This is a genomic window from Actinophytocola sp., assembly GCF_050699935.1.
Taxonomy (GTDB): Bacteria; Actinomycetota; Actinomycetes; order Mycobacteriales; family Pseudonocardiaceae; genus Actinophytocola.
In genome coordinates, this window is record NZ_JBOHGB010000191.1 from 1 (window position 1) to 12232 (window position 12232).

14 protein-coding genes are annotated in these 12232 nt (G+C 73.0%); 6 read left to right on the top strand and 8 right to left on the bottom strand.

Features of this window, described 5'->3' with window-relative positions:
- Together ACRDTB_RS34495 and ACRDTB_RS34500 are read right to left on the bottom strand one after the other, a co-directional pair.
- Positions 1-457: RNA polymerase sigma factor (locus ACRDTB_RS34495; protein WP_431436429.1), on the bottom strand; the 457-nt coding region annotated here is incomplete at its 3' end.
- Positions 458-576: 119 nt separating this feature from the next.
- Positions 577-1329, bottom strand: a complete 753-nt coding sequence (locus tag ACRDTB_RS34500; protein WP_431436430.1) for a FadR/GntR family transcriptional regulator — start codon at positions 1327-1329, stop codon at positions 577-579.
- A 164-nt stretch (positions 1330-1493) separates the two neighbouring features.
- Between ACRDTB_RS34500 and ACRDTB_RS34505 the strand changes: the two genes are divergently transcribed.
- Complete coding sequence (locus ACRDTB_RS34505) at positions 1494-2774, top strand: NAD(P)/FAD-dependent oxidoreductase (RefSeq protein WP_431436431.1); 1281 nt, start codon at positions 1494-1496, stop codon at positions 2772-2774.
- 55 nt (positions 2775-2829) lie between these two features.
- Here the strand turns inward: ACRDTB_RS34505 and ACRDTB_RS34510 are convergent, their stop codons facing one another.
- Positions 2830-3033, bottom strand: coding sequence for a hypothetical protein (locus ACRDTB_RS34510; RefSeq protein ID WP_431436432.1), 204 nt, complete (start codon positions 3031-3033; stop codon positions 2830-2832).
- Here ACRDTB_RS34510 and ACRDTB_RS34515 point away from each other — a divergent pair.
- Both ACRDTB_RS34515 and ACRDTB_RS34520 read left to right on the top strand, forming a co-directional pair.
- Entirely contained in the window at positions 3012-3632 is a 621-nt protein-coding gene (locus ACRDTB_RS34515) for a DUF1365 domain-containing protein (RefSeq protein WP_431436433.1), read from the top strand. The genes ACRDTB_RS34510 and ACRDTB_RS34515 overlap by 22 nt on opposite strands.
- Positions 3633-3707: 75 nt before the next feature.
- Positions 3708-4859: a class I SAM-dependent methyltransferase gene (locus ACRDTB_RS34520; protein WP_431436434.1), complete on the top strand. Its 1152-nt coding sequence runs from the start codon at positions 3708-3710 to the stop codon at positions 4857-4859.
- On the opposite strand, the gene ACRDTB_RS34525 is transcribed toward ACRDTB_RS34520, so the two are convergent.
- From ACRDTB_RS34525 to ACRDTB_RS34535, 3 genes are all read right to left on the bottom strand, one after another.
- Positions 4804-5124: a DUF202 domain-containing protein gene (locus ACRDTB_RS34525; RefSeq protein WP_431436435.1), complete on the bottom strand. Its 321-nt coding sequence runs from the start codon at positions 5122-5124 to the stop codon at positions 4804-4806. The genes ACRDTB_RS34520 and ACRDTB_RS34525 overlap by 56 nt on opposite strands.
- Before the next feature lie 2 nt (positions 5125-5126).
- On the bottom strand, positions 5127-5489 hold the full coding sequence (locus tag ACRDTB_RS34530) for a YidH family protein (protein WP_431436436.1): 363 nt from the start codon (positions 5487-5489) through the stop codon (positions 5127-5129).
- A 229-nt stretch (positions 5490-5718) separates the two neighbouring features.
- Positions 5719-6579, bottom strand: coding sequence for an SMP-30/gluconolactonase/LRE family protein (locus ACRDTB_RS34535; RefSeq protein WP_431436437.1), 861 nt, complete (start codon positions 6577-6579; stop codon positions 5719-5721).
- 110 nt (positions 6580-6689) lie between these two features.
- On the opposite strand from ACRDTB_RS34535, the gene ACRDTB_RS34540 reads away from it, so the two are divergent.
- Positions 6690-8342, top strand: a complete 1653-nt coding sequence (locus ACRDTB_RS34540; RefSeq protein WP_431436439.1) for a BTAD domain-containing putative transcriptional regulator — start codon at positions 6690-6692, stop codon at positions 8340-8342.
- 77 nt (positions 8343-8419) lie between these two features.
- Here ACRDTB_RS34540 and ACRDTB_RS34545 read toward each other — a convergent pair whose 3' ends face one another.
- Positions 8420-9082, bottom strand: coding sequence for a TetR family transcriptional regulator (locus ACRDTB_RS34545; protein WP_431436440.1), 663 nt, complete (start codon positions 9080-9082; stop codon positions 8420-8422).
- A 369-nt stretch (positions 9083-9451) separates the two neighbouring features.
- Between ACRDTB_RS34545 and ACRDTB_RS34550 the strand changes: the two genes are divergently transcribed.
- The gene (locus tag ACRDTB_RS34550; protein WP_431436441.1) at positions 9452-11014 is read left to right on the top strand and encodes a hypothetical protein; all 1563 of its coding nucleotides are present in this window, start codon (positions 9452-9454) and stop codon (positions 11012-11014) included.
- A 61-nt stretch (positions 11015-11075) separates the two neighbouring features.
- Positions 11076-11381 (top strand): YciI family protein, encoded by a 306-nt coding sequence (locus ACRDTB_RS34555; RefSeq protein ID WP_431436442.1) that lies wholly within the window; start codon positions 11076-11078, stop codon positions 11379-11381.
- Here ACRDTB_RS34555 and ACRDTB_RS34560 read toward each other — a convergent pair.
- On the bottom strand, positions 11378-12232 hold an 855-nt coding region (locus ACRDTB_RS34560; protein WP_431436443.1), incomplete at its 5' end, for an HAD-IC family P-type ATPase. The two genes, ACRDTB_RS34555 and ACRDTB_RS34560, sit on opposite strands and share 4 nt — an antisense overlap.

A 12232-nucleotide genomic window follows, 5' to 3' on the forward strand; every position in this document is an offset into this window, starting at 1 on the left:
CGTGCGCGGGCGACTCGTCCTCGACCTCGGTGTGCCACAAGACCATCCGCCACCGCTCGGGCAGGCTCGCGAACGCGTCCGCGGCGACCGTGGCCTGCCAGCGCTGGATCACCGGTTCGTCGACCGCCTCGATCGGGCACACGTCCGGCACGTCCGCGTACAGCGCGACCGGCACGCCACGCGTCGCGCCGTTGATCGCCGCGTTGCGCAGGGTCACCAGCAGGTACGGCCGGAACTCCTCGTCCGGTCCGCGGCCCTCGCGCAGCGCGCGCAGTACCCGGGTGAAGGCCTCGGCGACGAGATCCTCGCGCTCGGCCGGCGTCCTCGCGAGGCAGGCCGCCGCCCGCTTGGCTGCCGGCAGATGACGTTCGTACAGCACGCCGAACGCGGACACGTCACCGTCGCGAACGGCCGCGATCAACTCCACATCGGGTTCCTGCTCCAGGGCCTCGGTCACCGGCATCCCTCTCGAGCCCGCGCACGGTCGCGCTCCACGTCCGGCGCCTCCCCGGCAAGCACCGCTCCGTTGAGACGAACGAGCGAAGGGCGAGCGCGATACGCCGAACGGCGCAGCGGTCACCGCCAGTCGACGACCTCCTGCATGAGCCCCGGATGGCGGCGCTTGGCCTGCGCGACGTAGTCCTCCATGTGCTCGCGCATCAGTCGTTCGGCGAGATCGGCGTCGCCCGCGGTGATCGCGCGGGCGATCTCCCCGTGCGTGCCCAGCACCTCGCGACGGCGCGACTTCGGATACACCGCGTCGGCCACGCGGTCGCGCACGACGTCCGCGAGCGACTGGCCGAACAGGGTCATGATCCGGTTGCCGGACATGACCGCGACGAGTTGGTGGAAGCTCATGGCGTGGTGCAGGTAGTCCTGGTCGGGCCGGTCCAGCCGCTCGAACCGCGCCAGCTCCGCCAGCAGCTCCGGCTCGCTACGCTCGGCGGCCCGCCGGGCCAGTACCGGCTCCATCGTCAGCCGCGCCTCGATCAGCTCGCGGAAGGTCACCCCGTCCATCTGGAAGTAGAGCGACGCCATACGGCCGAAGTTGCGGGTCTGCACCTGGTCCACGGTCGGTCCGCCGCGCGGGCCCGGCTTGATCGAGATCAGCCCGTGCACCTCGAGGATGCGCAGTGCCTCGCGCAGCGAGCCGCGCCCGACGCGGTACTCCTCGAGCATCTTGGCTTCGGGGGGCAGCTGCGTACCGGGCAGCAGGCCTTCCGCGCCGATCCGGCGAACAATGTCGCGGGCGATCGCCTCCGACACCTTGTCCCCACGTCTGACCGGTCGCTGCGGCGTCGCCGCGCCACCCGCGCCTGTAGCTGCCACCAGGCCATGCTAGCGATGGGTGATCGACGGTTCACCCTCGGCGTCCGGAATTCAACGGCATGCGAATGTGTACGTCCACTGTGGATGCCCACGGGTGAACATGTTGGCCGGCAAGGACAACCGAACGGAGCAATCCACGCGCCCGACTGCTCCGTACCTCCCATATGAGCAAGGAAAGCCCGCCCGGGGAAAGGATCGCCGTCGTCGGCGGCGGCGTCGCCGGGATCACCGCCGCGTACCTGCTGCAACGCCGCCACGAGGTCCTGCTGTTCGAGGCCGAGCCACGCCTGGGCGGGCACGCGCACACGCACGAGGTGCCCACCGAGGCCGGCACGCTCGCGGTCGACAGCGGCTTCATCGTGCACAACGAGCGCACCTACCCGAACCTGCTGCGGCTGTTCGCCGAACTCGGCGTGCGCACCCAGGACTCCGACATGTCCATGAGCGTGCGCTGCCTCGGCTGCGGCCTGGAGTACGCGGGCGGGCGCCGGCTCGCGGGCCTGTTCCCGCGGTGGGACAACCTGATCCGGCCGCGGTACCTGCGGATGCTGGGCGAGGTCACGAGGTTCCACCGGCACGCCCGCCGCGAGCTCGCCGGGCCGCACGGCGACCCGGACCGCACGCTCGGCGAGTTCGTCGCGGCGGGCGGGTACACCCGCTACTTCGTCGAGCACTTCCTGCTGCCCGTGGTGTCCGCCGTGTGGTCGGCGCCGGAGCGGCTCAGCCGTGCCTACCCGGTGCGCCACCTGTTCCGGTTCATGGCCCACCACGGCATGCTCTCGGTCGGCGGCTCGCCCAGCTGGCGCACGGTCACCGGCGGCTCGCGCACGTACGTCGAGCGCGCGGTCAAGCACCTCACGGCCGTACACGTGGGCACGCCCGTGCGCGCCGTGCGCCGGCACGCGGGCGGGGTGAGCGTGCGGGACGACGCGGACACCGAGCATCAGGTGGACCGGGTCGTGCTCGCCACGCACGCGGACCAGGCTCTGGCGCTGCTCGCCGACCCGACCGCGGCCGAGCGCGAGGTGCTCGGCGCGTTCTCCTACTCCCGCAACGAGACCTGGCTGCACACCGACGCCACGCTGCTGCCGGAGAGCCGCGGCGCGGCGGCGGCGTGGAACTACCTCAAGCCGCGCTGCCGCGGCGGTGCCGACCGGGTGCTCGTGAGCTACGACATGAACCGGCTGATGCGGTTGGACGCCGTCGAGCCGTACGTCGTCACGCTCGGCGCGACCGACCGCGTCGCCGCGGACTCGGTGCTCGCCCGCATGCGCTACGAGCACCCGGTGTACACGCCGGAGTCGGTCGCCGCGCAGCGCCGGCTTCCCGAGCTCGCGGGACCACGCACCGCGTACGCCGGCGCCTACCATGGCTGGGGCTTCCACGAGGACTGCTGCGCGTCGGGTGTCCGGGCCGCGACGCGGTTCGGATCCGGGTGGGCATGACACCCCTTGTGTCAACCTCAAGATCAAATCAGGCCGGAGGCTTCGCTACCGCACCTCAGGGGAACGTGACGCAGGCCAGCCACAAGTACGTGACCAGGCAGAGCCTTCCGTTCTTCACCGGAACCAGCACATTGAATTCCGGGGAGGCGGAGCAGTCGTGACCACCGTGTACGACGCCCGGCTGACACACGTCCGGCACGAGCGGATGACGCGCCGCTTCACGCACCGGATGCGGCCGTGGCTGGTCGACCTCGACCACGTCCCCACCGGCCGCCGTTCGCGACGTTCGAGGGGCGCGACCACCTCGGCCGGTCGGACCGGACGATCCGGCGCAATCTCGACGACTGGCTTGCCCGGCACGGCATCCGGGCGAGCCGGGTCACGATGCTCGCCCTGCCCCGCACCCTCGGCCAGGTGTTCAACCCGCTGACCGTGTACTGGTGCTACGACGCCGCGGGCGCGCCGGTGTGCGTGGTGGCCGAGGTGCACAACACCTACGGCGAGCGGCACTGCTACCTGCTGCGCCCGGACGCCGGCTGGCGCGCGGCGGCGGCGAAGGAGCTCTACGTCTCGCCGTTCTTCGACGTCCGTGGGGAGTACCGGATGCGGCTGCCCCCGCCGGGCGAGCGGCTGTCGCTGTCGGTCGTACTGCACCGCGGTGACCGGCCGGCGTTCACCGCGGTGCTCACCGGCCGGCGGCGGGGCACCGTCACGGTGGGCCGGTTGCTGCGGCACGTGTGCACCGGCGCCACGATCCGGGTGCGTGCGCTGATCCAGCGGCACGGCGTCGCGCTGTGGCTGCGCCGGTTGCCGGTCGTGCCGCGCCGGGCCCACGTCCCGCAGGACGGTGTTCAGTGACGACCGCCCGGACCGCGATCGAGCTCGCCCCGCACTCCCCGAGCCTGGCTCGCCGAGCGGCTGTTCCGCCTCGCCGTGGGGCGGCTGCCGGTGCTCGTCCGGCTGCCCGGCGGTGAGCTGATCGGGCGCGGCGGGCCGTTGCTGCGCATCGAGAGCCCGGCGTTCTTCCACCGGCTCGGCACGCGGTCCACGATCGGCTTCGGCGAGGCGTACGTGGCCGGTGAGTGGACCAGCCTCGACCCGGCCACCGCGCTCACGCCGTTCGCGGCGCGGCTGGCCACCCTGGTGCCGAGGCCGCTGCAGCTGTTGCGCCACGTCGTCGACGGCCGGCGGCCGGCCGGCGAGCGGAACACCACCGACGGCGCGCGGGCCAACATCCGCCGGCACTACGACCTGTCCAACGACCTGTTTACGACGTTGCTCGACGAGTCGATGACGTACTCGTCGGCGTGGTTCGGGCCCGGTGACGACCTGCGTGCCGCGCAGCTGCGCAAGATCGACGGCGTGCTCGACCTCGTGGGTGTCGGACCGGGCAGCCGGGTGCTGGAGATCGGCACCGGCTGGGGCGCGCTCGCCGTCCGCGCGGCCCGGCGCGGCGCCACGGTCACCACACTGACGATCTCGGCCGAGCAGCGCGACCTCGCGCTCGAGCGGATCGCCGAGGCCGGGGTCGCGGACCGGGTCGACGTGCTGCTGCGGGACTACCGCGAGGCGACCGGCGGCTACGACGCCGTCGTGTCGGTGGAGATGATCGAGGCGGTGGGCGAGGAGTACTGGCCCGAGTACTTCGCCACGCTGCGCCGGGTGCTCGCCCCGGGTGGCGTGGTCGGCCTGCAGGCGATCACGATGCCGCACGACCGGATGCTGGCGACCCGGCACTCGCAGACGTGGATCACCAAGTACGTCTTCCCCGGCGGCCAGCTGCTGTCGGTGCCGGCGATCGAGCGGCAGGCCCGGGCGGCCGGGCTCGCGATCACCGCGCGCCGCCGGCTCGGCGAGCACTACGCACGGACGCTGCGGGTGTGGCGCGAGCGCTTCACCGCGGCCGCCGACCGGGTCGCCGACCTCGACTTCGACGAGACGTTCCGCCGGATGTGGGAGTTCTACCTCGCCTACTGCGAGGCCGGGTTCCGCGCGCGGTACCTGGACGTCTGGCAGTTCCGCCTGGCGATTACAGCACGATCAGCAGCAATGCCAACGCCCCGACCAGGCAGGCCGCGAGCGTGACCAGCAGGGCCGGCACCGCGCGGTCGACCGGTCGCTGCTCGCACACCGCCCGCGCGGCCCGCCGGTAGCGGTCGTGCGACCAGCCGAGCACGCCGAACCCGAGCGAGGCGGCCGCGACCGCCGCCACGACCGCCCACGACGCGTCCTGGACCATCGCGAGCCGCCCGGTTAGCAGCGCGCACGCGGCGAGCCCGAGCGCGGTCCGCACCCAGGCGAGCGAGGTCCGCTCGTTCTGGACCCCGCCGCTCGGCGTCGACCGCCCCACGTTCACAGGTTCGCCACCACGACGAGCACGAACACCGCCAGGGCGACCACGGCCACCCCGTACGACAGCCACGGCGCCACCGTCGGCGCGGGCAGCGACCGGTGCTCCCGCATCGCCTGCTCGCTGCGCAGCCAGCGGCGGAACGCCGTCGCGCTCGTCCCGATACCGGTGAGCACCAGCAGTGCCGCCAGGACCTGCCGCAGCCCCGGCACGGCGAGCTCCGGCGCGAACGCCTCCAGGCCGATGCCGCCGGCCATCAGCGCGAGCGCCGTACGGATCCACGCCAGGAACGTGCGCTCGTTGGCGAAGCTGAACCTCGGGTCCGGGTCCTCGCCGGTCTCCCGCAGCCGCGCGGCCCAGCTCACGACCGCGCCTCGCAGGCTCGGCCCGGCCACTCGCGGTCGCCCAGTATCGAACGGTTCACTCCGCAAGCACCGCACACAAACCACGCCTCACAGACTCGACCCGACCACCCACGATCACCCAGTGCCGAACGGCTCACTCCGCAAGCACCGCACACAAACCACGCCTCACAGACTCGACCCGACCACCCACGATCACCCAGTGCCGAACGGCTCACTCCCCAAGGACCGCTCACCCGGCCCACTCCCCGGGCGTCAACCCCGAGACCGCAGCGTCCAGCGCGAACAGCGAGCCCGCGTGCGGCTGCCGCGCGAGGTCCTCTTCGGACAGTCCGACGCGCGCCGACGTGACGTACAAAGTAGACAGACGTGCTCCGCCGAAGGCACAGCTCGTGATCCGTTGTGCCGGCAGCTCGACCGTGTCGGTCAGCCGGCCGTCCGGGGTGTAGCGCCGCACCGCCCAACCGTCCCACAGCGCCACCCACAGGTTGCCGTCCGCGTCCACGGTCAGCCCGTCCGGCCAGCCCCGCTCGACGTCGACGAGCCGCCGCCGGCCGGACACCGCACCCGTCTCCGGGTCGTGGTCGAAGACGTCCACGCCGCCGGTCCGAGTGTCCACGTAGTACATCGTCCGGCCGTCCGGGGACCAGCCCAGCCCGTTGGACACCGAGACGTTCGTGAGCACCGTGTGCAGCGTCCCGTCCGGTTCGAGGCGGTAGAACGCGCCCGCGCCGTCGGTCCCCTCCAGCATCGTGCCGCCCCAGAACCGGCCCCACGGGTCGGCCTTGCCGTCGTTGAACCGGCCGCCTGCCGGGTCGGTCGACACCGTGTGCAGCCGGGTCCGACCCGTTCCGTCCTCGGCGCAGGTGAAGATGCCCGACGCGGTGGCGAGCACCAGGCCGCCGCCGCGGCGCCCGGCCACCGTGCCGACCGGCTCGCCGACCTCGAACGAGGTGTCCTCACCGGACGCCGGGTCGAACCGGTGCACCAGCCCGGGCAGGATGTCCACCCAGCGCAGCACGGCCGCGTGCGGATCCCAGAGCGGCCCCTCACCCAACCGCGCACCGGCCGCGAGCGCCACGTCCACGATCACATGAGAAACGTATGCCCAGCACCACGTCCCGGCAACGGCACACACGATGACCAGGTGGTTACGTTCCGGTTGATTAGGGAGTTGTTAGCGCGGTTGCCCACGCTTGGCACATGGAGACGTTCGAGGGCATCCGATATCGCCTCCTCGGCCCGGTGGAGCTGTACCACGAGGGGCGGGCCGTCGACCTGTCGTCGACCAAGGTGCGGCTGATGCTCACCGCCCTGGCGCTCGCGCCCAACACCGTCGTGTCGTTCGAGGCGCTCGGCAAGGTGCTGTGGGAGCGCGGTGCGCCGCCGTCGGCCCGGTCCAACGTGCGCACCTACGCGACGACGCTGCGCCGCGTGCTGGACCGCGACAGCCGCAACCGCCTGGTCTCCCGCGGCGGCGGCTACCAGCTGCGCACCGATCCCGACGAGCTCGACGTCCAGGTGTTCAACCGGCTCGCCGACATCGGCCGCCGCGCGCTGGCCGACGGCGAGCCGGCGAGCGCGCGCACGCACCTGCGCCAGGCGCTCGCGTTGTGGCGGGGCCATCCGGCCGAGGGGCTGCCGCCGCGGCGGGCGCTCGCCGGGCAGCTGGACGCGCTGACCGAGCAGCGGCTGCTCGTGGAGGAGGACCTGCTGGAGGCCGAGCTCGCGGCCGGCGGGACCGCCGAGCTCGTCGGCACCGCGCGCCGGCTCGTCACCGAGCACCCGCTGCGCGAGCGATGCTGGGCGGCCCTGATGCTCGCGCTGTACCGTGGCGGGGACGTGGCCGCCGCGCTCGATGCGTTCACCGAGGCACGCAACCAGTTCGTCGCCGGGCTCGGGCTGGAGCCCGGGCCGCGGCTGCAGCAGCTGCACCAGGCGATGCTCAACCGCGACCCGGCGCTGCTGGACCGCCCGGCCACGACGACCGCGACCACCGCCGGCGCCGTGCACTGCGAGCTGCCCCGCCAGGTGACGCTGGTGAACCGCGCGGAGGAGGTGCGCACCGTCGTGGCAGCGCTGTGCACCCCGGACGACGAGGGCGCGCGGGTCGTCGTCGTGTACGGGCCGCCCGGGGCCGGTAAGTCCGCCGTGGCGCTGCGTGCCGCCCACCAGGCGGCGTGGTGCTACCCCGACGGCCAGCGCTACGTCGACCTCACCGCCACCGCACCCGACGGCGCGCGGTGGCGCTCGACGCTGGCCGGCCGCCGCGAGCTGGTGGTCGTCGACCACTGCACGTCGGCCGCGCGGTTGCGGCCGCTGCTCGTCGCGGAGCCCGACTGCGGTTTCCTGATCACCGCCGACACCCCGCTCGCCGCCATCGACGCCACCTGCCGGGTCGCGGTAAGGCGACTGTCCACTCCGGCCGCCGTGGCCATGCTCGGCAAACTGGTCGGCCGCGCCCGCGTCACCCCGGACTGGGCGGCCGTGGACCTCGTCGTGCGCTGCGACCACCTGCCGCTCGCCATCCGCGCGGCCGCCGCCGTGCTGATCGCCGAGCCGCGGCTCGGGCTCGCCGACCTCGCCGCGCGGCTGTCGGCCGGGACGATCCTCGACGAGCTGGCGGTGGACGACCTGGACCCGCGCGCCCGGCTGCTGGCTCGCTACCGGGAAATGTCCACTGTGGACCGAGTGGCCGCGGCGGCCTTCCAGTACCTGGGCACCGACAGCCTCCCGGCGGGCCGGCTGTCACCGGCGGTCGCGCGCCGGCTCGCCGACCACGGCCTGCTCGAGGATGGGCGCCTGGCCCCGCTGACCCACGAGGTCGCGGTGGAGCTGGGCACCGGGCCCGCCTGAGACCCCGCCCGGGCCCGCGATGAGATGTCATCATCGGGGAAGCGGGTCCGGGCGGGCCTGCCTTCGTGCGCGGCCTCCTACGTCGCTCGTGCGGCCAGCCCGACGAGCTGGTTGACCAGGCCCTCGGTCAGCCCCTGGGCGAACAGGTCGGCACCGCAGGGGACGCCGAGCTCGGCGCAGGCCGTCGCCACGACGTCGGTCGGGGTGGCGTAGGGCCACAGGCCGGCGGAGATGACCACGACCGCGCCGGCGAAGTGCGTCGCGGCGGCCTCGTCGAGCACCGGGACGGCCGCGCGGACCATCGTGGCGAGCCGGGCGGTGTTGCCCTGGAAGCGGGTCTTGAAGTCCCGCGCCACGTCGAGGGAGATGTTGCGCTCCAACACGGCGGCCATCGCGCCGAACAGGTCGCACAGCAGCGGCTCGGCGATCAGCGAGGCGGCGATGGTCGTGGCCACGTGTGTCTCGCGCGCGTAGCGGTCACGCGAGCGGCCCGGGTCGAGGGTGAGGCCGTCGAGCCACGCGGTCCAGGTCCTGGCCAGCACCTCGAGGAAGATCGCCTCCCGGCTGTCGAAGTACCGCAGCACGTTGGACTTCGCGAGCCCGACCCGGTCGGCGAGCTCGCGCAGTGAGATGTCCACGACCGGCCGCTCGCGCAGCATCTCCGCCGCCGCGGACAGGATCGCCGCGCGACGCGCGGCCACCTGCTCGGGCCGCCGGGCCCGCTGAAACGCCGAACTCATCCGGACGCCACCCCGACCCGCACCACGCAGCACACGCCACGTGAGTCGGGTCCCCGCACGTCACGGCCGGTCTCCACCAGTTACCTATAGCACGCGAGTCCCCCACTCCCACACGCGAGTCCAACACTCCAGACCCGCGAGTCCAACACTCGCGACCCGCGAGTCCAACGCTCGCGACCGGCGAGTCCGACACTCGTGTGCCGAACCTCCGTGGAGTCGGCATCCTCCGCCGTGATCTCGGCGCCCGCAGTGAGCGAACTGAACTCCACTCCATCGGTGACCGGTCGCGGACGAGCCCGGGACCGCTCCCGGCACCGGCCCCTGAGAATTCAGGGCCGAAGCCAACCTCGCCGAACGAAGGACCCGCGCATGCACCCGATTCCCGAGCCGCCTCCCGTCGACGTGCCCAGCTCGTCCGGGCGCGACCCGCTCGCCGTGGCGCTGGGGAACGCGTCGTTGTTCGGTGTCGGGTACCTCCTGCTCGGGCGGCGAGGGCTGGCCGCGGCCTGCGCGCTGATCTCCCCCACCATGCTCGTCGCGCTCGGGGTGGCCGAGCATTCCGGGTGGCTGCAGTACGTGCTCGTCGGCTGGTGGGTGGCGGTCGTCCTGCACGGGTGGTCCCTCGCGTTCCGGACGGCGGGGTCGGTGAAGAAGGCGCGCCGGCAGCGGCTCGTCGCGGCCCTGGTCACCGTCGCGGTGGTGGCGCCGCTCGTGCTGTTCCGGTTCGACGTCAACGGGAGGGCCGACGACGCCGACGCCGCCCACCGGACCGGTGACTGCGGCCTGGTCCTGTCCATTGTGGATGGTGTGGGGTTCTGGCAGCGGATCGGGGACGCACCCGTGGCCGACGGGATGCTCGACAGTGCCGAGGCGTGCCGTCTCGTCGAGCGCGCCCGCGGGCAGGCCGAGAACGACCGGGAGGCGGCGGCCGCCACGATCGCCCGCTACGAGGAACTGCCTGCGGCGCAATGGAAAGGGGCACACCGGTACCGGGCCGATCTGCTGCTCGACCAGGCGGACCGCGACCTGTGGTTCGGCCTGGCCCCGGCCACGGGCTCGTTGCGTGCCGGGTTCGAGCGGCTCGCCGAGGTCCGCGACGAGTTCCCCGAGCGACGCGACGACGTCGACGCCGTGCTCGACGACTTCCGGGAGTCGCTGATGGACGAGGAGAAGGGCGATGGCTGTGCCAAGGTCGCCATCACGGACTGGCTCGGCGACCAGCAGGACCCGACCGCCGAGCTGGAGCGCGCCGCCGAGATCGTCCCCCAGCTCGCCCCGACGGCGCTCGTCGCGTGCGCGGACCAGTTGCTGGCGAACAAGGACGGGCCCACCGCTCGGGACCGCTACCGGCAGCTGATCACGGAGTACCCGTCGAGTTCCCTGCTACCGCGGGCGAAGCGGGGTGTCACGCTGGCCATCTACGCCATCCAGCTCGCCGACCTGCGTGCCAGGCTGCAGACCACCGGGCCCAGCCAGCGGCCCGGGTACTGCCGGAACCCGGTACCCTATGGCGCGGCCAAGCCCTACCGCGGCCGCGGTCCGCACCGTGCCCTGGTGTACGGGCAGGACTCCCAGCGCAACAGCCTGCCGCGCGGCTGGCGGGCCGCCGACCCGGCCAACGCGACGCTGATCATCTGCGCCGGTGCGAGCAGGTTCGGAGACGTGGTGCAGACCTGCCCGTACACGGGCGGCCTGCACATCGGTCCCACCTACGTCAGCTTTCACAAGCGCAGGATCCCGGTGCGGGTCTTCGAGGTCCGCACGGGCCGCATGATCGCCAACACCGCCGTGCAGATCGGCGGTACGAGCTGCCCGGAGGTGATCAGGTACACCTCCTACGGCGGCTTCGACCCCGGCCCGTCGTCGGACTACTACGTCAAGTCGTCCACGGCGGACATCCGGGACGCCTACCGATCGCTGATCAACCCGTGACGCCCCACCCGCTCGTCGTCGGCGCACCGGAATTGTCGGTACCCGGGCCTACCGTGCGGGCATGACTTCCTACTTCCTCGTCCGGGAGGCACAAGGCCCCACATGGGACCACGCGAGACCACGCCGAAGCCAACGCGGCTGGGACGAGCACGCGGCGTTCATGGACGCACTCACCGACGAGGGCGTCGTGGTGCTCGGCGGGCCGGTCGGGCCGGGTGACGGCACCGACGCCGTGCTCGTCGTGGACTTACCCGACGAGGCGGCCGTCCTCGCGCGGCTCGCCGGCGACCCGTGGCTGCGGGACGGCACGCTGGCGATCCGCGACGTCGAACCGTGGACGGTGTTACTGAGCCGGGCGGCGCATTAGGCCGCGTCGGCGAGCGGGCGCGACCGCGCCGGCGCGGGGCCGGACGGGGCCGTGTCGTTGCCCGGCAACACCGTGAAACCGCGCAGCCGCAGGCTGTTCGACACCACGAACACCGAGCTGAGCGCCATCACCGCACCCGCGAGCATCGGGTTGAGCAGGCCGGCCGCGGCCAGCGGCACGGTCGCGACGTTGTACGCGAACGCCCAGAACAGGTTGCCCTTGATGGTGTTCAGCGTTCGCCGGGACAGCCGGATCGCGTCCGCCGCGCCGCGCAGGTCGCCGCGTACGAGGGTCAGGTCGCTCGACTCGATCGCGACGTCGGTGCCGGTGCCCATGGCGAGGCCGAGATCCGCCTGCACGAGCGCGGCCGCGTCGTTCACGCCGTCGCCGGCCATCGCGACCACTCGGCCCTCCTCCTGGAGCCGGCGCACCTCGTCGACCTTGCCCTCCGGCAGCGTCCCGGCGATGACCTCGTCGATGCCGACCTCCGCGGCCACCGCACGCGCGGCAGCCTCGTTGTCACCGGTCAGCATCACCGGTGTCAGGCCGAGCGCACGCAGCTGGCGCACCGCCGCGGCACTGGTGGGCTTCACGGTGTCGGCCACGACCAGCAGGCCACGTGCCTCGCCGTCCCAGGCGACCGTGACCGGGGTCCGCCCGAGCCGCTCGGCGGCCGCCTTGGCCTGCGCCAACGACTCCGGCAGGGCAGGCAGCCAGTCGTTCGTGGCGTGCTCACGGCCGGCGGCGACGGCGTGACCGTCGACCTCGCCGCGCACGCCGAGCCCGTCGACGGAGACGAACCCCGACACGGCGGGCAGGTCGCCGACCCGCTCGCGCGCCGCGTCGGCGAC

Bases quoted from the DNA above. Each gene is read 5' to 3' on its own strand.
- ACRDTB_RS34505 (WP_431436431.1), top strand. From the start codon at position 1,494: ATGAGCAAGGAAAGCCCGCCCGGGGAAAGGATCGCCGTCGTCGGCGGC.
- ACRDTB_RS34540 (WP_431436439.1), top strand. From the start codon at position 6,690: ATGGAGACGTTCGAGGGCATCCGATATCGCCTCCTCGGCCCGGTGGAG.
- ACRDTB_RS34545 (WP_431436440.1), bottom strand. From the start codon at position 9,082: ATGAGTTCGGCGTTTCAGCGGGCCCGGCGGCCCGAGCAGGTGGCCGCG.
- ACRDTB_RS34550 (WP_431436441.1), top strand. From the start codon at position 9,452: ATGCACCCGATTCCCGAGCCGCCTCCCGTCGACGTGCCCAGCTCGTCC.
- ACRDTB_RS34555 (WP_431436442.1), top strand. From the start codon at position 11,076: ATGACTTCCTACTTCCTCGTCCGGGAGGCACAAGGCCCCACATGGGAC.